21 protein-coding genes are annotated in these 23,918 nt (G+C 60.3%); 12 read left to right on the top strand and 9 right to left on the bottom strand.

What is annotated here, in order from left to right; genetic code table 11:
- Positions 1-86 precede the first annotated feature (86 nt).
- The 8 genes from AC2CHD_RS14635 (at position 87) to AC2CHD_RS14600 (ending at position 9,424) form a co-directional block, all read left to right on the top strand.
- Positions 87-1,673: a peptide ABC transporter substrate-binding protein gene (locus tag AC2CHD_RS14635; protein WP_229449310.1), complete on the top strand. Its 1,587-nt coding sequence runs from the start codon at positions 87-89 to the stop codon at positions 1,671-1,673.
- 73 nt (positions 1,674-1,746) lie between these two features.
- Positions 1,747-2,664 carry an oligopeptide ABC transporter permease OppB gene (gene oppB / locus AC2CHD_RS14630; RefSeq protein WP_229449309.1) on the top strand — a complete coding sequence of 306 codons (918 nt, stop codon included), beginning with the start codon at positions 1,747-1,749 and terminating at the stop codon, positions 2,662-2,664.
- The gene (locus AC2CHD_RS14625) at positions 2,657-3,799 is read left to right on the top strand and encodes an ABC transporter permease (protein WP_484554290.1); all 1,143 of its coding nucleotides are present in this window, start codon (positions 2,657-2,659) and stop codon (positions 3,797-3,799) included. Before oppB ends, AC2CHD_RS14625 begins: the two co-directional genes overlap by 8 nt.
- A 1-nt stretch (position 3,800) precedes the next feature.
- Positions 3,801-5,441, top strand: coding sequence for an ABC transporter ATP-binding protein (locus tag AC2CHD_RS14620; RefSeq protein ID WP_484554289.1), 1,641 nt, complete (start codon positions 3,801-3,803; stop codon positions 5,439-5,441).
- 543 nt (positions 5,442-5,984) lie between these two features.
- Positions 5,985-7,004, top strand: coding sequence for a TRAP transporter substrate-binding protein (locus AC2CHD_RS14615; protein ID WP_484554288.1), 1,020 nt, complete (start codon positions 5,985-5,987; stop codon positions 7,002-7,004).
- An 83-nt stretch (positions 7,005-7,087) separates the two neighbouring features.
- The gene (locus AC2CHD_RS14610) at positions 7,088-7,678 is read left to right on the top strand and encodes a TRAP transporter small permease (RefSeq protein WP_229449305.1); all 591 of its coding nucleotides are present in this window, start codon (positions 7,088-7,090) and stop codon (positions 7,676-7,678) included.
- Between the two features lie 14 nt (positions 7,679-7,692).
- Positions 7,693-8,976, top strand: coding sequence for a TRAP transporter large permease (locus tag AC2CHD_RS14605; protein WP_229449304.1), 1,284 nt, complete (start codon positions 7,693-7,695; stop codon positions 8,974-8,976).
- Between the two features lie 10 nt (positions 8,977-8,986).
- A complete protein-coding gene (locus AC2CHD_RS14600) occupies positions 8,987-9,424 on the top strand; it encodes a universal stress protein (protein ID WP_229449303.1) in 438 nt (145 codons plus the stop codon).
- 101 nt (positions 9,425-9,525) lie between these two features.
- Here AC2CHD_RS14600 and AC2CHD_RS14595 read toward each other — a convergent pair whose 3' ends face one another.
- A complete protein-coding gene (locus AC2CHD_RS14595; RefSeq protein ID WP_229449302.1) occupies positions 9,526-9,705 on the bottom strand; it encodes a hypothetical protein in 180 nt (59 codons plus the stop codon).
- Positions 9,706-9,867: 162 nt separating this feature from the next.
- Between AC2CHD_RS14595 and AC2CHD_RS14590 the strand changes: the two genes are divergently transcribed.
- A complete protein-coding gene (locus AC2CHD_RS14590; RefSeq protein ID WP_484554287.1) occupies positions 9,868-10,788 on the top strand; it encodes a LysR family transcriptional regulator in 921 nt (306 codons plus the stop codon).
- 429 nt (positions 10,789-11,217) lie between these two features.
- Here AC2CHD_RS14590 and AC2CHD_RS14585 read toward each other — a convergent pair whose 3' ends face one another.
- The 5 genes from AC2CHD_RS14585 to AC2CHD_RS14565 are packed head-to-tail and all read right to left on the bottom strand — an operon-like array spanning position 11,218 to position 16,501.
- A complete protein-coding gene (locus tag AC2CHD_RS14585; RefSeq protein WP_484554286.1) occupies positions 11,218-12,045 on the bottom strand; it encodes an ABC transporter ATP-binding protein in 828 nt (275 codons plus the stop codon).
- Entirely contained in the window at positions 12,042-12,902 is an 861-nt protein-coding gene (locus tag AC2CHD_RS14580; RefSeq protein WP_484554285.1) for an ABC transporter ATP-binding protein, read from the bottom strand. The genes AC2CHD_RS14585 and AC2CHD_RS14580 overlap by 4 nt, the downstream gene beginning before the upstream one ends.
- Position 12,903: 1 nt before the next feature.
- Positions 12,904-13,839, bottom strand: coding sequence for an ABC transporter permease subunit (locus AC2CHD_RS14575; RefSeq protein ID WP_484554284.1), 936 nt, complete (start codon positions 13,837-13,839; stop codon positions 12,904-12,906).
- Between the two features lie 2 nt (positions 13,840-13,841).
- Complete coding sequence (locus tag AC2CHD_RS14570) at positions 13,842-14,846, bottom strand: ABC transporter permease subunit (RefSeq protein WP_484554283.1); 1,005 nt, start codon at positions 14,844-14,846, stop codon at positions 13,842-13,844.
- 59 nt (positions 14,847-14,905) lie between these two features.
- Positions 14,906-16,501: an ABC transporter substrate-binding protein gene (locus tag AC2CHD_RS14565; protein WP_229449296.1), complete on the bottom strand. Its 1,596-nt coding sequence runs from the start codon at positions 16,499-16,501 to the stop codon at positions 14,906-14,908.
- 229 nt (positions 16,502-16,730) lie between these two features.
- On the opposite strand from AC2CHD_RS14565, the gene AC2CHD_RS14560 reads away from it, so the two are divergent.
- Together AC2CHD_RS14560 and AC2CHD_RS14555 are read left to right on the top strand one after the other, a co-directional pair.
- Positions 16,731-17,282 (top strand): DUF924 family protein, encoded by a 552-nt coding sequence (locus tag AC2CHD_RS14560; protein WP_229449295.1) that lies wholly within the window; start codon positions 16,731-16,733, stop codon positions 17,280-17,282.
- A 209-nt stretch (positions 17,283-17,491) separates the two neighbouring features.
- Positions 17,492-19,387, top strand: a complete 1,896-nt coding sequence (locus AC2CHD_RS14555; protein ID WP_484554282.1) for a long-chain-fatty-acid--CoA ligase — start codon at positions 17,492-17,494, stop codon at positions 19,385-19,387.
- A gap of 221 nt (positions 19,388-19,608) precedes the next feature.
- On the opposite strand, the gene AC2CHD_RS14550 is transcribed toward AC2CHD_RS14555, so the two are convergent.
- Positions 19,609-20,502 (bottom strand): glucosamine kinase nucleotide-binding domain-containing protein, encoded by an 894-nt coding sequence (locus AC2CHD_RS14550; protein ID WP_484554281.1) that lies wholly within the window; start codon positions 20,500-20,502, stop codon positions 19,609-19,611.
- The gene (gene murA, locus AC2CHD_RS14545) at positions 20,499-21,755 is read right to left on the bottom strand and encodes a UDP-N-acetylglucosamine 1-carboxyvinyltransferase (protein ID WP_484554280.1); all 1,257 of its coding nucleotides are present in this window, start codon (positions 21,753-21,755) and stop codon (positions 20,499-20,501) included. Before murA ends, AC2CHD_RS14550 begins: the two co-directional genes overlap by 4 nt.
- A 164-nt stretch (positions 21,756-21,919) precedes the next feature.
- Here murA and AC2CHD_RS14540 point away from each other — a divergent pair, with 164 nt between their 5' ends.
- The gene (locus AC2CHD_RS14540) at positions 21,920-22,780 is read left to right on the top strand and encodes a MurR/RpiR family transcriptional regulator (RefSeq protein WP_223019181.1); all 861 of its coding nucleotides are present in this window, start codon (positions 21,920-21,922) and stop codon (positions 22,778-22,780) included.
- Positions 22,781-22,784: 4 nt separating this feature from the next.
- Here AC2CHD_RS14540 and AC2CHD_RS14535 read toward each other — a convergent pair whose 3' ends face one another.
- The gene (locus AC2CHD_RS14535) at positions 22,785-23,777 is read right to left on the bottom strand and encodes an AraC family transcriptional regulator (RefSeq protein ID WP_484554279.1); all 993 of its coding nucleotides are present in this window, start codon (positions 23,775-23,777) and stop codon (positions 22,785-22,787) included.
- Positions 23,778-23,918: the final 141 nt, after the last annotated feature.

Here is a 23,918-nt window from a genome sequence, read left to right as displayed (position 1 = left end):
ACGTATACGGAATTTCGTTGCCAAATGCCGCCTCTTTCATCCTTTGGTTGGATGACAAGCAAGCAAGAAAATGGGAGTGCGGGAAAATGTTGAAATCCCTGATGCGACCGCTGCTCGCGGGTACGATTCTGCTTTCTTCTGCAATGGCGGCATCCGCCGTCACTTATGTGCGCGGCAATGACGGCGATCCGGAAACGCTGGATCAGCACAAAACGTCGACGGTTGTCGAGGCACATCTTCTGCGTGACCTCTATGAAGGGCTCGTCGTTTATGACGCAAGCGCCAAGATCATTCCCGGGGTGGCCGAGGAATGGACGGTTTCGGATGACGGCAGTGTCTACACATTCAAGCTGCGCGACGATGCCAAATGGTCAAATGGTGACCCGGTCGTGGCCGGGGATTTCGTCTTCTCGCTCCGCCGCATCATGATGCCGGACACCGGCGCGAAATATGCCAACATTCTCTACCCGATCAAGAATGCAGAGGCGATCAACAAGGGCGAGATGGAGCCCGATCAGTTGGGCGTCAAGGCAGTGGACGAGCGGACGCTCGAGATCACGCTGGAGCAGCCAACTCCCTATTTCCTCGAGCTCCTGACCCACCAGACGGGCTTGCCGGTCAACCCCAAGGCAGTTGAAGCGCACGGAACCGATTTCGTGGCGCCCGAAAACATCGTGACCAACGGCGCTTACAAGCTTGTCTCCTTCCAGCCGGGTGACAAGATCGTCATGGAGAAGAACGAGAACTTCCATGACGCCGACAGTGTGCAGATCGACCGGATCGAGTATTTGCCGATCGAAGACCGCGCCACTTGTGTGCGTCGTTTCGAGGCGGGTGAAGTCCACAGCTGTTCCGACCTGCCGACCGAGCAGATCAAGTCGCTCAAGGAGCGTCTTGGCGATCAGGTCCGGATCACACCCTATCTCGGCACCTATTACTACGCGCTCAACATGAAGCGCGAGGCCATGGCCGATTCGAAGGTGCGCCAGGCGCTTGCCATGGCCATCGATCGCGAGTTCCTTGGCGATGAAATCTGGGCTGGCTCCATGCTGCCTGCCTATTCGCTGGTTCCGCCCGGCATCGGCAATTATGAAGGCGGTGGTGCGCAGGCAGAGTGGGCCGACATGTCGCCGCTCGACCGCGAAGACAAGGCCATCGAGCTGATGAAGGAGGCTGGTTACGGCCCTGACAATCCGCTGACGATCGAACTAGCCTACAACAACTCCGAAAACCACAAGAACACGGCGACCGCGATCGCCGACATGTGGAAGCCACTTGGCGTCAATGTCGAATTCAACGTCCGCGACTTGTCCGCACATTACGCAAACTTGCGTGATCAGAAAGACTTCGACGTGGCGCGCGCCGGCTGGATCGGCGACTATTCCGACCCGCAGAACTTCCTGTTCCTGGTCGAGAGCGACAACACCGGCTTCAACTACGCCCAGTATGAGAACCCGGACTATGACGCACTGATGGACAAGGCTGCAGCCGAGACCGATCTGGTCAAGCGTGCCGAGATCCTGCGTGAAGCCGAAGCGACGTTCATGGCAGACATGCCCTATATCCCGCTTCTCTTCTATTCGTCCCTTTCTCTGGTGTCGCCCAAGCTCAAGGGCTGGGAAGACAACATCCAGAATGTTCATGGGACACGCTTCATGAGCATCAGCGAGTAACAACAGCGTTCGATTTTTCCGCCCGTCCCTTTCAGGGTCGGGCGGCATCGAACCAGCATGAGAGTTGGTAACGATGCTCGGATATGCCGTGCGCCGTCTCCTCGGCGCAATTCCAACCCTGTTCCTGATCATAACCTTCGCCTTCTTCCTGATGCGGGTGGCGCCGGGTGGTCCCTTCGACCGCGAGCGCACGCTGGAAGCGAAGGTGCTGGAAAACCTGAACCGTGTTTTCCATCTCGATAAGCCTGTCTGGGAACAGTACCTTTACTATCTCGGCAACCTTGCCCGTGGCGATCTGGGGCCGAGTTTCATCTATCGCGATTTCTCCGTTCAGCAATTGCTTGGCAATGGCCTGCCCGTGTCCATCCAGCTCGGTGGTATGGCACTGCTTGTCGCGCTGCTGATCGGCAGCGTGCTCGGCACCATCGCCGCGCTGCGCCAGAACTCCTGGGTCGATTATTCGGTGATTGCGGTTGCCACTTTCGGCATTACCGTGCCGAACTTCGTGGTCGCACCACTTCTGTCGCTGATCTTCGGTGTGTGGCTGAGCCTGCTGCCGGCCGGCGGCTGGAACAGCCCTGAATCCATGGTGCTGCCCGTCATCACGCTGGCCCTGCCGCAGGTGGCGATCATCGCCCGCCTGATAAGAGGCTCCATGATCGAGGCGCTGCGTTCCGACCATGTGCGCACCGCGCGCGCCTACGGCCTGCCGCAGCGCATGATCGTCATTGTGCATGCGTTACGGGCGGCCTGCCTGCCGGTGATCTCCTATCTGGGGCCTGCAGCGGCAGCACTGCTGACAGGTTCCGTGGTGGTGGAAACCATTTTCGGCCTGCCGGGCATCGGCCGCTATTTCGTTCAAGGTGCGCTTAACCGCGATTACACGCTGGTTATGGGCACTGTCATCATCATCGCCGTCTTCGTGGTGGTCTTCAATCTGATCGTCGACCTTCTCTATGCGGCGCTGGATCCGAGAGTGCGTTATGACTGACATCGCCACCGGCCAAATGCCGCCCGAGGGCGAGCTGCCGACGACCAAGAGCCGCTCGGCCTGGGAAACGGCTTTCATGCGGTTGCGCAGAAATCGCGCCGCCATGGCCAGCCTGTTCATTTTGATCCTGTTCATCTTCGCCGGCATTTTTGGTCCGATGCTGGCGCCGCATCCCTATGCGCGCGTTTATTCGGACTTCGTGAAAGTCCCGGCCAGCCTGGAAGCATACCCGCGTCAGTCGGAGATCGTGCCCCTGGCCGAAGCCGCGCTGTCGCGGGCGCGGCTGGAGACAGGCGCCATCGAGCTCGATGGAAATACGGTGCGCATCGAGGCGACATCGCGCCGGGAGATCGACCCGCGCGTAACGCGTTATCTTGACCGCTCTGACCTGTTCTCCAACGCGAGGATTGTCGAGCAGGCAGATGACAAGAAATCGATCGTGATGGAGGCTGATGTTCAGCGTCTGCGATTCATATTCGGGACGGATGCCAACGGGCGCGACCTGTTCGCACGCGTGCTGATCTCGATCCGCATATCGCTAATGATCGGGGCTCTCGCCACGGGCGTGGCGTTGCTGATCGGCGTGATCTATGGCGCTACGGCCGGGTTCCTTGGCGGACGCATCGACAACATCATGATGCGCATCGTCGACATCCTGTACTCGCTTCCCTTCACCTTTTTTGCCATTCTGCTCGTGGTGTTCTTCGGGCGAAACGTGGTCCTGATGTTTATCGCGGTTGGTGCCGTGGAATGGCTGGACATGGCGCGCATCGTGCGGGGGCAGACAATAGCGCTGAGACGGCGTGAATTCGTTCAGGCGGCGGAGGCGCTTGGCGTCAGCTCAGGCGGTATACTCAAGCGCCACATCATCCCCAATACGCTCGGGCCCGTGATCATCTACATGACGCTGCTCGTGCCCAAGGTGATCCTTTTGGAGAGTTTCCTCTCCTTCCTCGGCCTTGGTGTGCAGGAGCCGCTCACCAGCCTGGGTGTGCTGATCTCGGAGGGCGCACGCAACATGCGCGGCGCGGCCTATATGCTGCTCTACCCGTCGCTGGCGCTCACCGCGCTTCTCTTCGCGCTCAACTTCCTCGGCGATGGCCTGCGCGACGCGCTCGATCCGAAGGACCGCTGACATGATGAAGCAGAACGAAGAACGCATCTTCGATATCCGCGACATTCGCGTCACCTTCGACACGCCGGACGGTGCGGTCGAGGCGGTGCGTGGCGTGGACATGCATGTGAACGCCGGCGAAACGGTCGCCGTGGTGGGTGAATCGGGATCCGGCAAGAGCCAGATCATGATGGCCGCCATGGGGCTTCTGGCCACCAATGGCTCCGTCTCCGGTTCCGTGACTTATCGCGGACAGGAGCTCATCGGTCTGCCGCGCGCGAAACTCAACAAGATCCGCGGCGCCAAGGTCACGATGATTTTCCAGGAGCCGATGACCTCGCTCGATCCGCTCTACACGATCGAACGGCAGATCTGTGAGCCGATCCGCGTGCATGGCGGGCTTTCCGCCTCGCAGGCGCGCAAGCGCGCGCTGGAGCTCTTGAAACTCGTTCACATTCCCGAACCCGAACGGCGGCTGAAATCCTATCCGCACGAGCTTTCGGGTGGTCAGCGCCAGCGTGTCATGATCGCCATGGCGCTCGCCAACGATCCGGACCTGCTGATCGCCGATGAGCCAACGACGGCGTTGGATGTGACGATCCAGGCCGAGATCCTCGGTCTTTTGGCGGAGCTTCAAAAGAAGCTCGGCATGGCCATCCTTTTCATCACCCATGATCTTGGCATCGTCGAAGCCTTCGCCGACCGGGTCTATGTGATGCAGAAAGGGCTGGTGGTCGAAACGGGTTCTACGGAGGACATCTTCCAGCGCCCGGAAAAAGACTACACGAAAATGCTCCTGGCGGCCGAGCCGGAGGGCCACAAGCCACCGGTGGGCAATGATCAGCCTGTCCTGCTCGATGCCAGGGATATGTGCGTGACCTTCACCATCAAGGGCGGGTTCCTTTCAGGGCCGGGCTACGAGCTCAAGGCAGTTCAAAATGTAGGGCTGACACTGCGTGCCGGGCAGACAATCGGCATTGTGGGCGAATCCGGATCCGGCAAATCAACGCTGGGTCGCGCGCTGTTGCAATTGCTGCCTTCCGAGGGGCGGGTTGTCTACCAGGGCACCCCCATTCAAGGCTTCGACCGAGCGGCCATGCGCCCATATCGACGCAATCTGCAGATGGTCTTTCAGGATCCCTACGGATCGCTCAGTCCACGCATGACAGTCGGAGAGATCATCACTGAGGGGCTTTTGGTGCATGAGCCGGGCCTGTCAGCACGCGAGCGCGATAGGCGGGCCACTCAGGCACTCGAGGAGGTCGGGCTCGATCCATCCATGCGCAACCGCTTTCCGCACGAATTTTCGGGCGGACAGCGCCAGCGCATCGCCATTGCCCGCGCGGTGATCCTGAAGCCCACCATCATCGTGCTCGACGAGCCCACCTCGGCTCTCGATCGTTCGGTGCAGAAGCAGATCATCACACTGCTCAGGCGCATTCAGGAAAGCCACGACCTCTCCTTCATCTTCATCAGCCACGATCTGGCAGTGGTAAAGGCGCTGTCCGACTATGCGATCGTGATGCGGTCGGGACAGGTCGTGGAAGAGGGTCTCACCAGCGAAGTCTTCGACAATCCACAGAGCGAATACACCAAAGATTTGATGGAAGCAGCTTTCAATCTCCGGGAAGTTTTGAACAGGCAGGCCGCAGCCCGCGTCTAGTATTTGAAGTGGACCGCCCTGGGGAAAAAGGGGGGCCACTCGCCCTGTCGTTCACGTGTGTTTGCCTCAGAAAACAAAAGGTTTCACATTTTGTGGAACTTTGTTGGGCGCTGCTCGTTCTCACCAAGGAAACAATCGATTTAACAATCGATTGACTCTGCTGCGCGTCTGTTTCACGCTGGCCGGGTCGTAAGACGAATGGGAGCAAGGAGGGGCGTTTGAACGCACTCCAAATGATTGGCCTGAACGATGGGGCCACACCGGCGCGGTGTGGTCGTTTGCGTTCGTTGTGCCGGCTGAGGGCGGTGATCGCCCCGGATCTGGCCAGTGCCCTTTCATTCCCTTTGCTTCTCGGACGCAGCAAGAAGCGGCGTCGCAAGTTCCCGGCAAAAGCACGCTTACGCGGTATCGCGACTGTGCCTGGCTGGTTCCCGGCCAGCTGACGACGCTCATTTGAGACCGTCTGCCCGAGCCGCATGGGCGGCGCGGGGCTTGATTATATTTTTGCCTGACCAGTTTGTTAAATGACCAGAGGAGAACAGAATGCGTTCCATCAAAACCCGCTTAATGGCAGGCCTTGCCAGCACCGCGATCGTGCTTGCAGGCGCCGTTGCAGCTCAGGCGGAAACCTGGAAATACGCTTTCGAAGAAGCGATGACGGACGTTCAGGGCGTTTACGCTCAGAAGTTCAAGGAAGAAGTTGAGGCCAATTCGGATCACGAAATCCAGCTCTTCCCGTTCGGTACGCTGGGCGAATCCGCCGACATCATGGAGCAGGCCCAGGCCGGCATCCTCCAGTTCGTCGACCAGTCTCCGGGCTTCACCGGTGCGCTGATCCCCGAGGCGCAGGTTTTCTTCGTTCCTTACCTGCTTCCGGCGAAGTCGGAAGATCTCGGAGACTTCTTCCGCAATTCGAAGGCCATCAACGAGATGTTCCCGGAGCTTTATGCGGAACAGGGCCTCGAACTTCTGAAGATGTTCCCCGAGGGCGAAGTGGTGATGAACACCAAGGAGCCGGTGGAATCACCTGAAGACCTCAACGAGGTGAAATTCCGCGTCATGACCAACCCGCTTCTGGTGGAAAGCTACAAGGCATTCGGCGCGACGCCGACGCCGCTTCCCTGGGGTGAGGTCTATGGCGGTCTCCAGACCAACATCATCCAGGGCCAGGAAAACCCGCTGTTCTGGGTCGAGTCCACGAAGATGTATGAGGTGACCGGCGCCATCACGCTCACCGGCCACAACAACTTCACCACCGCTGTGATGGCCAACAAGGAATTTTATGACGGCCTGAGCGACGAGGACAAGAAGGTGATCCAGGATGCCGCCGATGCGGCATTCGAGCATATTCTCGAATACCAGAAGGGACTGAGCGAAGAGTCGCTTGCCAAGATCAAGGAAGCCAAGCCCGAGATGACGATCAGCGATCTCACTGAAGAGCAGCGCGCTCCCTTCAAGGAAGCCGCAGCTCAGGTGGAGGCCAAGTTCATCGAGATGACGGGTGACAGCGGCAAGAAGATCCTTGACCAGATGAAGGAAGACCTGAAGGCGGCCACGCAATAAGCCGCTGCCTTGAGCAACAATAAGCAGGACCCTGCGGCCATTCCCGGTCGCGGGGTTCCGTCATCTCATTGAGGGGAATGAAGATGGGCAGTGAAGACGACAAATCTGACCCGCACAGCGAACACTACGAATCCACACTGCCCGGCGTCATAGGCATATTCGACAATGCCATCAGCCGCATAGAATCCGTGATGCTCGCGCTCGGCGTTATGCTCATGGCGGTCAACACGATCGCCAATGTGGTCAGCCGCGCGATCGGCAGCACGATCTTCTTTTCCGAGGAGCTCAACCGCATCCTCATCATTCTCATCACCTTTGCCGGCATCGGCTATGCCGCGCGTCATGGCCGTCACATCCGCATGTCGGCGCTCTACGATGCGCTGCCCGGCAAGACCCGCAAGGTCTTGATGATCATCATCACGGTGATCACCGCGCTCACCATGTTTGCGCTGTGCTATTTCGCCATCGGCTATATCGGCAAGGTGGCCAAGTCCGGCCGCGTGCTTCCGGCCATGCAGATCCCCGTCTACTGGATCTATCTCTGGGTCCCGGTCGGCTTCTTCATCACCGGTGTGCAATATGCGCTCACCGCGCTGAAGAATGTCGTCCAGAAGGACATCTATCTCTCCACCCATGTGCTGGAGGGATATGAAGAAGACGAAATCGAGATCTGAGCGGGGCCACGACCATGACACTCAAAATCTCCACCATCATGATCGTGTTGCTCTTGTTCGGCTTCCCGATGATGATCCCGCTCATTCTGGGCGCGACCTATGGCTTTTACGGTCTTTTCGGCGGCTTCGACCGTATGGACTTTATGGTGCAGCAGATGCTGGCGGGCATTCGCCCGGCCTCACTCATCGCGGTGCCGATGTTCATCCTCGCCGCCGACATCATGACGCGCGGCCAGTCGGCAGACCGGCTGATCGACATGGTCATGAAGTTCATCGGCCACATCAAGGGCGGCCTGGCAGTCTCGACTGCCACGGCGTGCACACTTTTTGGTGCCGTCTCCGGCTCGACGCAGGCAACGGTGGTTGCCGTCGGCTCGCCGCTGCGCCCGCGCATGTTGAAGGCCGGCTATAACGATTCCTTCGTGCTGGCGCTCATTATCAATGCGAGCGACATCGCCTTTCTGATCCCCCCCTCCATCGGCATGATCATCTATGGCGTCGTCTCCAAGACTTCGATTGCAGAGCTCTTCATTGCCGGCATCGGCCCCGGGCTTTTGCTGCTGGTGCTGTTCTCGGCCTATTGCATTGTCTACGCCATCGTGAAGGGCGTGCCGACCGAGCCCAAGGCACCTTGGTCGGAGCGTGTGGCTGCGGTGCGCGCCGCCATTTGGCCCCTGTTCTTCCCGGTGATCATCGTCGGCGGCATTTATGGCGGTTTTGTCAGCCCTACCGAGGCTGCGGCCATCTGCGTAGCTTACGCCTTGTTCCTGGAATTGGTGATTTTCCGTTCGCTCAGTCTGTCCGACATCTACAAGATCTCCAAATCCACCGGCCTCATCACCGCCGTGGTGTTCATCCTTGTCGCTGCCGGCACGGCCTTCTCCTGGGTGATCTCCTTTGCGCAGATCCCGCAGCAGATTCTCGGCGCCATCGGTATTGATGAAATGGGCCCGAAAATGGTGCTCGCCGTCATCTCGATCGCCTTCTTCGTCGGGTGCATGTTTGTCGATCCGATCGTGGTCATTCTCGTTCTGGTGCCGATCTTCGCGCCGGTGGTGGATTCGGTCGGCCTCGACAAGGTTCTCGTTGGCACGATCATCACGCTGCAGGTGGCCATCGGCTCAGCCACGCCACCCTTCGGGTGTGACATCTTCACGGCGATCGCCATCTTCAAGCGACCCTATATGGATGTGATACGGGGAATTCCGCCCTTCACTCTCATTCTGCTGGGTGTGTCGGCTGCGCTGATCTTCATTCCGCAGATCGCCCTGTTCCTGCCCAGCCTGGCATTCGATTAGGAGAGACCTGATGTTCAAGCGGATTCTTGTCCCGGTCGATGGTTCGGAAAACTCGGTGAAGGCGCTGAAGATGGGCGTCGATATGCAGAAGGCCACTGGCGCAGAATTGATGACGCTCACGGTCTTTCGTCATCACAGCCTGCTGGAGGCATCCATGTCCATGGTGCGCCCAGATGAACCGCAGAACATTGATGATGTCATGCGTGAGCATGCCAAGGAGATTGCTGACGCCGCCAAGAAAGCGGCGTTGGAGATGGGAGCTGAAAGCCCGCGCGCCTTCGTGAAAAGCGGCCAACCGGCACGCACCATCGTGAAGTTTGGCAAAGAGCGGGAGGTGGACCTGATTGTGCTTGGCAGCCGCGGGCTGGGCGACCTGGAGGGCTATCTTCTGGGGAGCGTGTCCCACAAGGTCACGAGCCTCGCCAATTGCCCTGTGATGGTGGTGTGATCGAAACAAGACTGCAGATGCAAAAAGGGCCGGATCCGCTGTCGGGTCCGGCCCTTAATCTTTGGGTTCCTGAAGCGTAAAGGCGCTCTTTCCAGGCGGTCTCAAACCGGGTCAGCTCCACCGATTGGCGGCGTACCTGTCGGCCTGCGCCAGATATGCCCGAGTCGTGTGCCGAGAGCGGACATAGCGTACTTCAGCGCCGTGGAACGGGCCTTGTTCGCCTGCCGCGCATAGCGCTGCAATTCAGGGCTGGAACCAACGCCCACTGTGTAGTGTGACATCAGAACCTCCTTGAGAGGGTTGGCAATGTAGAGAGTCTGAAGCGCTGTGCCGCCAGCCTCGGCTGGTCAACCCATCGCTACGATTCCTATTTGGTCTCTTTGGCTGGTTTACACAATAGAAATTATTCTTCCCGTTGTGTGCGTTTATGTTACGCTAAAGCGATGAGACACCGCCTGCCCAATCTCAATGCAGTCAGAGCCTTCGATGCGGCGGCGCGCCACCAGAGTTTTTCGCGCGCTGCGAAGGAGCTGGGCGTGACGCATGCATCTGTCAGTCGATACATCAAGAACCTGGAAGCCGAGCTTGGGATGCCGCTTTTTGAGCGGCGGCACCGGCAGGTGGCGCTCACCCCGGGGGGCGCGCGCTATGCGGAGATCGTCGCCGATGCATTGATGCTGATCTCGCTGGACACGGGCACGCGCGCCACGCGCAACGCCAAAGGGCGGGTGGTGCTGGAGTCGGATTCTGATCTGGCTGCGCTTTGGCTCATGCCGCTTCTGACCGATCAGGTGCTGGAGGATCTGGGCATCGAGCTTGAACTGCGCTCCTATCCCGAGCCGCCCCGCACCATTGCGCCCGACACGGATCTGGCGATTACCTGGGGGCGGCTGGATGTGCCGGGGTATACGCGCGAACCCTTTTTGGACTTCACCATTTTTCCCGTCTGCGCGCCCGATCGCGCCGACCATGTGCGCACGCACGGGCTCATCGCCAACAAGCTGATCTATGATCGCGGGGTGAACACATGGGACGAGCTTTTGCGGCGGCAGGGCACGAGCCTCAGCGCCGCATCGGGGCATCTCATTTTTCACCGCACGCAGCTTTGTCTGGAGGCGGCTGCGCGCGGGCTTGGCGTGGCGCTGGGCGACGATGTATCCGCGGCTGCCATGTTGCGCGATGGTCGGCTGGTGCGCCCCTGTGGTCCCGCGGTGGCGGGGCGCAACAGCTATTACCTATCGTCCGTGTCGCGCGGACCCGTCAGCCCTTCGGCGATGGCCATGCGCGCATGGCTTCTGGAAAAGGCCGCCGAGCATGTGCGCTGGGCAGAAGAGACAGGCTACGCGCTGCCGAAAGAGGGGTGAATGAACGCGGGGTTGGGAGGCTACACACTCGTCATCCCGGCCGAGCGCAGCGAGAGCCGGGACCCATTGAGGGGCGCGGCCGGTCTCCACAGAAGGAGCCAATGGCCCAACCCGCGCCCGAATCAAAACCGGGCGCCGCTCCATGACAATCTTCCAATGGGTCCCGGACAGCCTGCGGCTTCCGGGATGACGGGTTGGCGCGATCTATCCGCCTTCGTCATCCCGGCCAAGCGTAGCGCGAGCCGGGACCCATTGAGAGGCACGGCCGATCTCCACAGAAGGAGCCAATGGCCCAACACGCGCCCGAAGCGCATCCGGGCTGCGCTCCATGACAGTCTTCCAATGGGTCCCGGATAGCCCTTCGGGCTTCCGGAATGACGCTGTCGCGTGGCTTTCAGCGCGGCGCGTTCACACTGCCAGGTGTCAGGCTTACGCTGCCTTCTCCGCCAGCCTCTTCCGGATGCTCTCCACATCGGCGCGCGGCGTGGCAGCAAAGAGCGTGCGCGTATATTCGTGCTGCGGATCGGAGAACACCGCATCGCGGGTGCCGTACTCCACCGCCTCACCGAAATACATCACCATCACTTCGTCGGCGATATAGCGCACCACCGAAAGGTCGTGGCTGATGAAGACATAGGTGAGGCCGAACTCTTCCTGCAGATCCGCCAGAAGGTTCAGCACCTGCGCCTGCACCGAAAGGTCGAGCGCCGAGACCGGCTCGTCCAGCACCAGCAGGCGCGGTCTTAGCATCAGCGCACGCGCGATGGCGATGCGCTGGCGCTGGCCGCCCGAGAACATATGCGGATAGCGATTGAAGTGCTCGGCCTGCAGCCCGACCTTCAAAAGCATTTCCATGGCGCGTTCGCGCCGCTCCTTCACGGGAACCTTTTCATTGATGATGAGCGGTTCCATCAGCACATCGCCGATCTTCTGGCGCGGGTTCAGCGAGCCATAGGGATTCTGGAAGACGATTTGCACCTTGCGGCGCATTTCCGAATCCACACCCTTCTTGCCGATCTCCACCGGCTTGCCGTCGATCAGCAGCTCGCCGGAGGTGGGTGCATCGATCATTGTCATGATTCGGGCAAGCGTGGATTTCCCGCAGCCCGATTCGCCGACAATGGCGAGCGTCTTGCCCTTCTCGACCTTCAGGTCGATGCCTTTCAGAGCATTGATGATGCGGCCCTTGCCGAAAAGGCCGCCGCCGATGTGATAGTCGCGGGTGATGCCGCGCGTTTCCAGGACGATCTCGCTCATGGGCGGGCTCCCGTCTGTGGCGCTTCATCGAACACGAAGTCGGAGACGGTCGGCAGGCGGTCGCCCGTCGCATTCTCCGGCAGGGCCGAAAGCAGCGCCTTGGTATAGGGGTGCTGGGGCTTTTCAAAGAGCGAAAGCACGTCGGCCTCCTCCATCTTCTTGCCCTTGTACTGCACGATCACGCGGTCAGCCGTTTCCGCCACCACGCCCATGTCATGGGTGATCATGATCATGCCCATGTTCTTCTCGGCCTGGATCGACACCAGAAGATCGAGAATCTGCTTCTGGATCGTCACGTCGAGCGCGGTGGTCGGTTCGTCGGCGATCAGGAGCTTGGGATTGCAGGCAATCGCCATGGCGATCATCACACGCTGGCATTGGCCACCCGACATCTGATGCGGATAGGCATTCACCCGGTCCGCCGCATTGGGCAGGCCCACTGCCTCGAAGAGCTCCACCGTCCGGTCACGCCGCTGGCGGGCCGAAAGATCGGTGTGCATCTTCAGTGTTTCGTCGATCTGGAAGCCGACCGTGAAGCACGGGTTGAGGCTGGCAATCGGCTCCTGGAAGATCATGGCAATGTCCTTGCCGACGATCTTGCGCCGTTCGGATGGCGACAGGTTGAGGATGTCGCGGCCCTGGAAGGTCATGGCGTCCGCCGTGACCTTGGCGGTCCAGGGCAGAAGCCCCATCACCGCCAGCATGGAAACCGATTTTCCGGAGCCCGATTCGCCGACAATGGCGAGCACCTCGCGCGCCTCGACGGACAGCGAAACGCCATCCACCGCGCGCAGGGTGCCGCCCGCCGTCTCGAATTCGACGCTCAGATTGCGGATGTCGAGAAGAGCATCACTCATGTCACGACCTCTTCAGCTTGGGATCGAGCGCATCTCGAAGACCGTCGCCCATCAGGTTGATGGCGAGAACGGTTATCAGGATGGCAAGACCGGGGAAGGTGACGACCCACCACGCACGCAGGATGAACTCGCGCGCTTCGGCCAGCATCGTGCCCCATTCGGGTGTGGGCGGTTGTGCACCCATGCCGAGGAAGCCCAGCGCGGCGGCATCGAGGATCGCGGTCGAGAAGGAGAGCGCCGCCTGCACGATCAACGGTGCGGTGCAGTTCGGCAGGATGGTCTTGAACATCAGCCTTATATTGCTCGCGCCGGCAACGCGTGCCGCCGTCACATAGTCGCGCCCCTTCTCCGACATCACTGCCGCGCGCGTCAGGCGCACATAGTGCGGCTGCTGCACGAGCGCGATGGCGATCATCGCGTTGACGAGGCCCGGCCCCAGAATGGCGACCAGAACCAGCGCCAGAAGCAGTGACGGGAAGGCGAGGATGATGTCCATCACGCGCATGATGACCGTGTCGACCGCGCCGCGGAAATAGCCGGCTATCAAGCCGATCAGAATGCCCACGGAGACGGCGACCGAGACCACCACCACGCCGATGAACAGCGAGAAGCGCGCGCCATAGATCAGGCGTGAGAGCACGTCGCGGCCCACAGCATCGGTGCCGAGGACGAACGACCAGTTCCCGCCTTCCTGCCATGCCGGAGGCAGAAGGAAGAAGCCGCGATTCTGCAAACTGGGGCTGTGCGGTGCAATCACGGGCGCCAGAAGCGCGATGACCACGATTGTGAGGAAAACGTAGAGGCCGATCACGGCGCCGCGGTTCTGGCTGAAATAGTACCAGAACTCCGCGAGGCGGGCGCGCCGCGTGACCGCGATGACCGTGCCGCCTTCGAGACCGACGGCGGCATTCGGATCTTTTGTTTTTGTCGAGCTCATGGTCAGTGCCTGATTCTCGGATTGATCAGACCGTAGAGAACGTCCACGATCAGGTTCACGATCATGATGATGGCGGCAATGAGCAGAAGCCCACCCTGCACCACGGCATAATCGCGCTTGAAAACGCTATCGACCATCCACTTGCCGATGCCCGGCCACGAGAAGATCGTCTCGGTGAGGATCGCACCGGCAAGCAGCACGCCCACCTGGAGACCGATCGTGGTCACCACGGGGATCAGCGCGTTGCGCAGCGCATGGAGGCCGATCACCCGGCGCGGCGGCAGGCCCTTGGAGCGCGCCGTGCGCACATAATCCTCGCCCAGCACCTCAAGCATGGCCGAGCGCGTCTGGCGGGCGATCACCGCAAGCGGGATTGTAGCCAGCACGATGGTCGGCAGGATGAGATGCGACAGCGCCGATTTGAACGCGCCCGCCTGTCCCGACAGAAGGCTGTCAATCAGCATGAAACCGGTGACGGGCGGGAAGAAATAAAGCAGCGAAATGCGGCCTGAAACCGGTGTCCAGCCCAGAATGCCGGAGAAGAAGATGATCAGAAGCAGGCCCCACCAGAAAATCGGCATGGAATAGCCTACAAGGGCAGCACCCATCACCGTCTGATCAAGCCACGAACCGCGCCGGACAGCGGCGATGACGCCAAGCGGAACACCAATGGCAACCGCCACGATGATCGCGCAGAGCGAGAGCTCGATCGTTGCCGGGAACAGCGTCAGGAATTCCTGAAGCACCGGCCGTTTGGTGACGATGGATGTGCCGAAATCACCCTGCAGCAGATCCGTCATGTAGTTGAAATACTGGACGAACAGCGGCTGGTCGAAGCCATAGAGCGCCTGGAGCTGCTGGTAGCGCTCCTCGGTCATGCCGCGCTCGCCGGCCAGAAGCATGATCGGATCGCCGGGCAGGAGGCGAATGAAGGAAAAGGCGACGATGGACACCCCGATGAAGGTGGGGATCAGCAGCGCCAGCCTGGAGAGAAAGAAACGGAGCATCTAATACACGACCGGCGACAGCTCGCGCTGCCGCCGGTTCCTGTTTCTGGTGAAGGGGCCTATTCGGCGATGTCGACGCCTTCAAAGGCGTGGCCGCCGAGCGGGTCCATCTTGTAGCCGGTCACTTCCTTGCGCATCGGCATGTGGACGACCGAGTGAGCGATGGTTGCCCAAGGGGCTTCACGCTTGAAGACGACCTGAGCCTCTTCATAGAGCTTGGCGCGCTCTTCCTGCGAGGAAAGCGTCTTGGCCTTCTGGATCAGGCCGTCGAACTCTTCGTTGCACCACTGGGCGCGGTTGGAGCCGCCGACACCGTCGCAGCCGAGCAGAACGGCGAGGAAGTTGTCCGGATCGCCATTGTCGCCTGTCCAGCCGAGCAGCACCGCGCCATCGCGGTCTTCCGCCTTGGAGCGCTCGAGATACTCACCCCATTCATAGGAGACGATCTCGACATTGACGCCGACCTTGGAGAAATCCTCCTGGATCAGCTCGGCCATGCGGCGCGCATTCGGGTTGTAGGGACGCTGCACGGGCATCGCCCAGACCTTCATGGAAAGGTCCGAAACGCCCTCTTCCTCGAGCATCTTCTTGGCTGCTTCCGGATCGTAGGCATCGTCTTCCACCGCGTCGTTATACGACCACATTGTCGGCGGGATCGGGTTCTTGGCGGCCTGACCGGCACCCTGGAACACGGCGTCGAGAATGGCTTCCTTGTTGATCGCCATGTTCAGCGCCTTGCGGACCTTCGCATTGTCGAAGGGCGCAACCTTGGTGTTGTAAGCGAGATAACCGACATTCAGGCCTTCCTGCTCGTCAACCTTCAGCGCATCGTTCGCCTTCAGGCTCTCGATGTCGGCGGGGTTCGGGTAAGGCGTGATGTGGCACTCGCCGGCGATCAGCTTCTGCTGGCGCACGGATGCCTCGGTGGTGATGGCGAACACCAGATCGTCGATCGGCTGTTTGCCGTTCCAGTAGTCGGGATGCGCCTTGTAGCGGATCACGGCGTCAGGCTGGTAGGCCACGAACTGGAAGGGGCCGGTGCCGACCGGCTTCTGGTTGAGGTCCGAAAGATTGCCGGATTCAGCGAGCTTGTCGGCATATTCCTTCGAGAAGATGGAGGCAAAATCCATGGCCAGGTTGGCGATGAACGGCGCTTCCGGACGGTTCAGCACGAACTTCACAGTGTAATCATCAACCTTCTCGATGGACTTCACGAGGTCCGGCATGGACATGCCGTTGAAATACTCCCACGAAGCGCCTTCCACATAGGCGTGGTAGGGATGGTCTTCCTGAAGCTGACGGTTGAAGGAGAACAGCACGTCATCAGCGTTGAAGTCGCGGCTCGGCGTGAAGAAGTCGGTCGTGTGGAACTTGACACCCTGACGCAGCTTGAAGGTGACCTCGAGACCGTCGTCGGAAATCTCCCAGCTCTCCGCCAGGCCCGGCACGGTCTTGGTGGTGCCCGGCTCGAACTGGACGAGGCGGTTGTAGACCGGTTTCGACGATGCGTCGAACGTGGTGCCAGCGGTGTAGAGCGCCGGGTCAAAGCCTTCTGGGCTTCCTTCCGAGCAGTAGACAAGCGTCTTCGCGCCCGCCGCGCCGCTCAGCACCGTAGCGGCCAGCAGAGCAGCCGCAAAGGTCAATTTGCTTTTCATTGAGGTCTCCCTGATTCTCGCATGGGCTTACTCCCGAAGCCCTGGAAGCTGGCATATAAGCAAAGATCGAATTGAGAGGGAACACCCTCGATCACTTTGCCGCCGCAAATGCAATTATTTGTCGAATTTGATCCGATTAATGCAATAAAGCACCACGCGCGCTCTTGTACTGTCATTGATAGGGGAACCATATCAGCATCAAAGGTCATAGTTTCGAGGAGAAAAGCGTATGAGCGGCACATGGCATAGCGAGGTTCTGGAGTTCTGGTTTGAAACCCTGACCCCGAAGGACTGGTTCACCGTGAGCGAGAAAACGGACACGCTGATCCGCGACCGTTTCGGGGCGTTGCACGAGCGTTTGGTGCGTGAGCTCCCGCCGGAAGTGTTTAGTGAGCCGAAAGCGGCTCTAGCCGCGGTCATCGTGCTCGATCAGTTTCCGCGCAACATCTATCGTCGGCAGCCAGGCGCGTTCGCTTCTGATGAGCTTGCGCTGAGTGTGGCAGGCCAGGCGATTGAGAAGGGGCTGGATGAAGGGATGAGCGTTCCCGAACGGCAGTTCCTTTATATGCCCTATATGCACTCGGAAGTGCTTGCCGACCAGGAACGTGCTGTCATGCTGTTCAAATCGCTGGGGCAGGAAGAATCTCTGAAATACGCGATCGAACACCGGGATATCATTGCCCGCTTTGGCCGTTTTCCGCATCGCAACCGTGTGCTTGGCCGGGAGAGCGGGCCGGAGGAACGTGCCTTTCTGGAAGAACACGAAGGCTACGGCCAGTAGATCCTGCAACGCTGCCTGCCTGAAATGATACGGTCCCGGTGCGTAAACACACTTGTGAAGGTTGGGGATCAAGCCCTACACTCACCTTTTGAAGGGGGAGATTGTCATGATGCCGTGCGCCTGCTCAAACGTCGAATGACGGTTTGTGTTGCGTCTGGTATTACGTGAACGTAAACGTTATAACTGGTTTTTCTTTCTGGGAGGAGCAGTTGGCAAAAAGCGCAAAGACGCCCGCCAAGGGTGAAGAGAAAGCGGCGCGCACCGTGAAGGGCGGATCGGGCAGCAAGACGTCAGCCAAGAAGGCGGCATCTACGGCAAAAAAAACGGCCCCGAAATCGGCAGCCGGTTCATCAAAGAAATCAGCACCCAAAGCAGCGGCGAAGCCGGCGGCGTCCCCCCGCAAGACTGCGCCGAAAAAGGCGTCGGGATCCCGCAAATCCGAGATCGCCCGGCCCTGGGTGGAGCATTACCCCAAGGGCATTCCCGCCGAGATGGGGGATTTTCCCAACAATTCGCTTGGCGAATTGCTGGTGGATGCTTGCAAGAGCTTCGGTGATCGCCCTGCCTTCACATGCATGGGCAAGTCACTGAGCTACAGCGACCTTGAGGAGATGTCGCGGCACTTCGCAGGCTATCTGCAGTCGCTCGGGCTTGAACGCGGCGCACGTGTCGCACTGATGATGCCCAATGTCCTGCAGTATCCCGTCGCCATGATGGCGGTTTTGCGGGCCGGCTATGTGGTGGTCAATGTCAATCCGCTCTACACGCCGCGCGAGCTGGAACACCAGCTCAATGATGCGGGCGCGGAAGCCATCGTCATACTGGAAAATTTCGCCCACACACTGGAAGCCATCATTTCGAAGACCTCGGTCAAACACGTGGTCGTTGCCTCGATGGGTGAACTTCTGGGGCTCAAGGGCCACATCGTCAATTTCGTCGTACGGCGCGTGAAGAAAATGGTGCCAGCCTGGTCTTTGCCGGGGCATGTGTCCTTCAGGGAGGCGGTCAAGAAAGGCGCTTCCACGGGCTACAGGCCGGTTGAGATCGCGCTATCCGACAATGCCTTTCTGCAATATACGGGCGGCACGACAGGTGTCTCCAAGGGAGCGACGCTCACGCACAGCAATGTTCTGGCCAATGTAATCCAGAACGAACTCTGGTTCCGCAGCGCCTATATCGGAAAGCCGAAGCCGGAAGCGCCGGTGTTGATCTGCGCCCTGCCGCTCTATCATATCTACGCGCTCACGGTGAACGCGCTGATGGGCATGAAGCTCGGTGGCAACAATGTGCTGATCCCCAATCCGCGCGACATTCCTGCCTTCGTGAAGGAGCTGCAGAAATACGACTTCCACATTTTCCCGGGGCTCAACACGCTGTTCAACGCGCTCCTGAACAATGAGGATTTCTGCAAGCTTCCCTTCAAAAGCCTGCTTGTCACCTTCGGCGGCGGCATGGCGGTGCAGCGTGCGGTCGCCGAGCGCTGGCAAAAGCTCACTGGCTGCGTGATCTCGCAGGGCTATGGTCTCTCGGAAACCTCACCCGTGGCCACGGTGAACAGCTTTGCGGCGAAGGAGTTCACCGGCACGATCGGCTATCCGATTTCGTCCACCGACGTCGTCATCCGTGACGACAAGGGCAAGAACCTGCCCTTTGGCAAGGTCGGCGAGATCTGCATTCGTGGCCCGCAGGTGATGGCGGGCTACTGGAACCGGCCGGACGAAACCGCCAAGGTCATGACAGAGGACGGCTTTTTCCGCTCCGGCGACATGGGCACGATGGATGAGACCGGCCAGGTCACGATCGTCGACCGCAAGAAGGACATGATCGTTGTGTCGGGCTTCAAGGTCTTCCCCAACGAGGTGGAAGACGTGATCGCCAATCACCCGGGTGTTCTGGAAGCAGCGATTGTCGGCGTCGAGGACGAGCATTCCGGCGAGGTGCCGAAGCTCTTTGTGGTCCGCAAGGACGCGAACCTGACGGAAGAGGACCTCAAGAAGTTCTGCAAGGAGAACCTCACCGGCTACAAGCGCCCGAAATATGTCGAGTTCCGCGACGAACTGCCGAAATCCAATGTCGGCAAGATCCTGCGCAAGGAACTACGCTGAAACGGAAAGGCCCGCGCCCGGTTTGAATTGACCCTTAAGGTTGCGCGGGCCATTGTTTTCCAGCCTCTGGCGCTGTGCGTGGTTCGACAAGCTCACCATGAAGGAGGGATTAGATTACACACCCCGCCGTGCCAGCCATTCCATTCCTCATGGTGAGCTTCCTGAGCTTGTCGAAGGGCGAACCACGCACAGCGTTGATGCAACGCGGTTGTCCCGTTCATTTAAAGCCCCACCCGCCCCTCCGCCGCCCGGCGCGCAAGGATGATTGCGCCGTCCACCGCATCGCCGTCGGCGGGCTTCAGGCGCCGGCGCACATCGGGCGAGAGCCAGGGCTCCAGAGGGCCTGAAAGTCCGCCAAGCAGTGTCACGCGCGGCGCGTTCTGGTCGAAAAGCGTGCGCACCAGCATGTCGATCTGCGCAGCCGCGTCCTGCACGATGCGCCGCGCGGCGGCGTCGCCCTGGTCGGCGTGGCGCAGCACCATGGGCGCGAAGGTGGCATAGTCCGTGGCACTTGCCCGGTCCATCCAGGCCACCACCTCTGCCGGGTCATCGTCGAAGCGGCGCATGACTTCGGTCAGAAGCGCGCTTTGCGGAATGCGTCCGTCATGGCCCTGCAGTGCGGCACGCACGGCATTGAGGCCGATATCCGCGCCGCTTCCCTCATCGGAAATCGGAAAACCGTAGCCGCCAATGCGCAGATGCTTTCCATCCACGATGCCAAGCCCCACCGAACCTGTTCCGGCAATGGCGATAGCGCCATCGAGACCCGAATGCGCGCCGAGACACGCCGTGTCGCTGTCGCTGGCAAAGACGATGCTGGCGAAGGGGTGCGATAGCGCCTGAAACGCCTCGACGGCACCCTTGCGGCGCATGCCGGCAAGGCCGATCCCGGCATGAATGCGGGCGATCTCTGCCTCGCCAAAGCCCGCTTCCTCGATTGCAGCGTCCACTGCGCGCCGGACCGACCCCCATGCGGCCTCAACGCCGAGCCTCGTGGTGGCCGGGCCGGAAAGGCCCTGACCGAGCACGGCACCTGCTGCATCCTCGATGCGGGCCCGGCAGCCCGTGCCACCACCATCGACGCCGAGATAAAAATGGCTCTCCCCGTCGCTCATTTCTGCAACCGTTCGATTGCCGCGCCGCATTGCGCCAGTTTTCGGTCGAGCTGCTCATAACCGCGGTCGATGTGGTAGACGCGGTTGATAATGGTTTCGCCTTTCGCGGCAAGCGCTGCAAGCACAAGGCAGACCGAGGCGCGCAGATCGGTTGCCATCACCTGCGCCCCTTTGAGCGGCTTACCACCCCGGACCACGGCAGTCGTGCCCTGTAGGGTGATGTCGGCGCCGAGTCGCGCCAGTTCCGGCACATGCATGAACCGGTTCTCGAAAATCGTCTCGCGGATGAGCGATGTTCCGTCGGCGCAGCAGGCGAGCGCCATGAACTGCGCCTGAAGGTCTGTCGGAAAGCCCGGATAGGGTTCTGTGGTGAGGTCGGTCGTGCGCAGGGTGCCGCTTCTCGAAACCACCAGGCCCCGGTCGCTCGGCCACACATTCACGCCCATCACCTCCAGCGCCTGGATCACGGCGGCGAGGTTTTCCATCCGCGCATTCACCAGTTCCAGCGCGCCACCGGTGATGGCCGCAGCCACCGCATAGGTGCCTGCCTCGATGCGGTCGGGGATGACGTGATGCGCAGCAGCCTTCCAGTCGGTGCCGCCCTCGATGATGATGCGATGCGTTCCAGCTCCCTCGATCTTCGCGCCCATGGCGTTGAGACAGGCGGCGAGGTCCGCCACTTCGGGTTCGCGCGCGGCATTCAGGATTTCGGTCTCGCCGCGTGCGGTAGTGGCCGCCATCATGGCCGTCTCCGTCGCGCCCACCGAAGGCGAACTCAGGATCACCCGTGTACCTTTGAGCACATCGGTTGCGCGGGCGACGATCAGCCCGCCTTCAATGCCGATGTCCGCGCCCAGCATTTCGAGCGCTTTCAGGTGCATGTCTACCGGCCGTGCCCCGATGGCGCAGCCACCCGGCAGCGAAACCCGCGCCTCGCCAAACCGCGCAAGCAATGGCCCGAGAAACAGGACCGTGGCCCGCATCCGCCGCACCGTTTCATAGGAGACTTCGCATGAAACCATCGCGCTGGCGTCGATCACCGCCGTGTGGGCGTTGCGCGTCACCGACGCCCCGTAAAGCTCGGCGACCTGGAGCATGTTCTCCACATCGGAGACCAGTGGCAGGTTCGACAGTTCAAGCGGATGCGGGCTCAAAAGCGCGGCGGCAATCTGCGGCAGCGCAGCATTCTTTGCCCCGGCAATGGTGACGGCGCCCTGAAGCGGCTGGCCCCCTGTTATTCTCAGTCTGTCCATGATGGTGGTTCCGGAAACACCGATTGTCGGAGCGCAGTCTCTATTGGTGAATTCCTTTGATCAAGCCCTCTTGGGAATATATTATTCCAGCCTTTAATTCCTGCGGGATTCCCCTGGCGGCGAAACTCATTTAGTTTCGCTATCCCGTTCCCCGAAAGGAAGCCATGTCTGTCCTGAAGATCATCGACGCGCAGCTTGAGACCATGGCTCCGGCCGACCGGCAGATCGGCCAGTTCATCGTCGACAATCCCGACCGCGTGCTCAGGCTCTCCTCCGCGGCCTTGGCGGAAGAGACCGGCCGCAGCCAGTCGAGCGTGGTGAAGTTCAGCCAGAAACTCGGCTTCTCCGGTTATCAGGATCTGAAGCTGGCGGTCAGCAAGGCCAAGGCGCAGGAATGGCAGGTGCCGCCGGGCATGATCCACTCCACCATCGAGATTGGCGACAGCCACGCCACCATTTCGCAAAAGCTGATCTCAAGCAAACTTCTCTCCATGCAGCAGACCATCGCCGCCAATCACGAGCCGGAGATAGCGCGAGCGCTTGAGTCATTGGATGCCGCGCGCCGCATTCACATCGCAGGTGTCGGTGCGTCTTCACTGGTCGCGCGCGACTTTTCCTACAAGCTGCAAAAGCTTGGCCGCAATGCCCTGCATGACAGCGACAGTCACGTGCAGATGGCCAATGTTTCCTCTCTGGGCGAAGAGGATGTGCTTTTTGCACTGTCTTACTCCGGCACCAGCATCGAGACGGTGCGCATTGCCGAGCTTGCAAAGGCGCGCGGAGCGACTGTCATCTCCGTCACCGGCTTGCAGCAGAATCCGCTGATGCGCGTTGCCGACATTCGCCTGCACACGGTCGCAGACGAGGAACGCGTGCGCTCCTCCGCCATCACGTCGCGCGATGCGCAGCTCACTTTGATGGACTTCCTGTTCATCCTCATCCTGCAGCGCCAGCCGGATGCGAACGACTATGTCCACGACAGCGAAGCGTCGGTGTCCGCACTGAAGATGCCGGCGGCAAAATAGAAGATCAGTAGGTGGCTTTGCGGGCGGTTTCGCTGGGGCGCTCACCGAAGGTCTTGCGGTAGTCGGCGGCAAAGCGCCCGAGATGGCTGAACCCCCAGCGCAACGCTGTTTCCGTTATCGAAATCTCGCCTTGAGCATTTTCCAGATCGAACCGCACGCGGCGCAGACGCTCAAGCGTCAGCGCGTGCATGGGTGAAAGACCGTGCGTGCGCTTGTAGGCAAGCTGCAGCGCCCGCGCGCCGACACCCGATGCCGCCGCGATGTCGGTCAGGGTGATCGGGCGGTGCGCATTCTCCCTGATGAACGCGTCGGCACGCTTCACCTGCCGTGGTGCGGCCTCCTGCCTTGTGCCAAAGAAAGCGGAGAGATTGTGCGGCTGGAGTCTCAGAAGCGCCTCGAGAATGCGCTGCTCGTGGAACGCGGCGCAAAGGTTCAGCACCTGCTTTTCGGGTTTGTTGGCGGCGCGGAACATCGCATTGACCAGATTGCGCCATGAAGCAAGTTCCGGCCGGGTGAAATCGATCACCGGATCGAACACCACAGGTCCCGGCAGCGGGCGCTCGCAGAGCTGCTCGGCGAAACCCATGAACGAGGCTTTGGGGATCTGCACCAGAACCTGCTCGCACCCGGCCCACCAGCGCATGGAGGTTTCGCGGTCGGCATTGAGCAGCGCCGCCCTGTCGCCATCACTCAGGAATTCCTTCCGGTTGTGTTTGATCGTCGCGCAGCCGGAAATGGGAATCTGTATGAGATAGAAGGTTTCGAGCGCGCCGGGGTCGATCAGAACATCGGCACCGTAACTGATATAGTTGAGGGAAACGAGGAGGCCCGGCTGGTGGTTTTGCACCGCGCGAAACCGTCCGCCACCGACCACTTCCAGCCGGTGGTTGCAGAATTTTCGGGCAACCTTCTCCCGTGCACAGTCCAGATCGTCCGTTTGAAAAAGAGCGTGGCTGGACAACGGGCGGTCGCCCCACTCCTCCCGGGCGATCACCATTCCCCGAGTTTAGCAGCTGTTTTGGTTTCTCCAAGATTTGTCCTGGTTTCTCGCCAAAACCGGTCTGTTTTTTTCGCTTTTCGGATATTTGGTTCAGTTTCCGGATATTTTCCCGGAGCGCTTCCAGGCACCATGAAACTC

The organism is Nitratireductor sp. ATLC21, assembly GCF_057196525.1.
This window is presented reverse-complemented; position numbering and strand designations above follow the sequence as displayed.

Coding starts and splice junctions, on each gene's coding strand:
- AC2CHD_RS14600 (WP_229449303.1), top strand. CDS start 8,987: ATGTTCAAGCGGATTCTTGTCCCGGTCGATGGTTCGGAAAACTCGGTG.
- AC2CHD_RS14565 (WP_229449296.1), bottom strand. CDS start 16,501: ATGAAAAGCAAATTGACCTTTGCGGCTGCTCTGCTGGCCGCTACGGTG.
- AC2CHD_RS14610 (WP_229449305.1), top strand. CDS start 7,088: ATGGGCAGTGAAGACGACAAATCTGACCCGCACAGCGAACACTACGAA.
- AC2CHD_RS14540 (WP_223019181.1), top strand. CDS start 21,920: ATGTCTGTCCTGAAGATCATCGACGCGCAGCTTGAGACCATGGCTCCG.
- AC2CHD_RS14575 (WP_484554284.1), bottom strand. CDS start 13,839: ATGAGCTCGACAAAAACAAAAGATCCGAATGCCGCCGTCGGTCTCGAA.
- AC2CHD_RS14560 (WP_229449295.1), top strand. CDS start 16,731: ATGAGCGGCACATGGCATAGCGAGGTTCTGGAGTTCTGGTTTGAAACC.
- oppB (WP_229449309.1), top strand. CDS start 1,747: ATGCTCGGATATGCCGTGCGCCGTCTCCTCGGCGCAATTCCAACCCTG.
- AC2CHD_RS14550 (WP_484554281.1), bottom strand. CDS start 20,502: ATGAGCGACGGGGAGAGCCATTTTTATCTCGGCGTCGATGGTGGTGGC.
- AC2CHD_RS14580 (WP_484554285.1), bottom strand. CDS start 12,902: ATGAGTGATGCTCTTCTCGACATCCGCAATCTGAGCGTCGAATTCGAG.
- AC2CHD_RS14535 (WP_484554279.1), bottom strand. CDS start 23,777: ATGGTGATCGCCCGGGAGGAGTGGGGCGACCGCCCGTTGTCCAGCCAC.
- AC2CHD_RS14635 (WP_229449310.1), top strand. CDS start 87: ATGTTGAAATCCCTGATGCGACCGCTGCTCGCGGGTACGATTCTGCTT.
- AC2CHD_RS14615 (WP_484554288.1), top strand. CDS start 5,985: ATGCGTTCCATCAAAACCCGCTTAATGGCAGGCCTTGCCAGCACCGCG.
- murA (WP_484554280.1), bottom strand. CDS start 21,755: ATGGACAGACTGAGAATAACAGGGGGCCAGCCGCTTCAGGGCGCCGTC.
- AC2CHD_RS14585 (WP_484554286.1), bottom strand. CDS start 12,045: ATGAGCGAGATCGTCCTGGAAACGCGCGGCATCACCCGCGACTATCAC.
- AC2CHD_RS14570 (WP_484554283.1), bottom strand. CDS start 14,846: ATGCTCCGTTTCTTTCTCTCCAGGCTGGCGCTGCTGATCCCCACCTTC.
- AC2CHD_RS14590 (WP_484554287.1), top strand. CDS start 9,868: ATGAGACACCGCCTGCCCAATCTCAATGCAGTCAGAGCCTTCGATGCG.
- AC2CHD_RS14625 (WP_484554290.1), top strand. CDS start 2,657: ATGACTGACATCGCCACCGGCCAAATGCCGCCCGAGGGCGAGCTGCCG.
- AC2CHD_RS14605 (WP_229449304.1), top strand. CDS start 7,693: ATGACACTCAAAATCTCCACCATCATGATCGTGTTGCTCTTGTTCGGC.
- AC2CHD_RS14595 (WP_229449302.1), bottom strand. CDS start 9,705: ATGTCACACTACACAGTGGGCGTTGGTTCCAGCCCTGAATTGCAGCGC.
- AC2CHD_RS14620 (WP_484554289.1), top strand. CDS start 3,801: ATGATGAAGCAGAACGAAGAACGCATCTTCGATATCCGCGACATTCGC.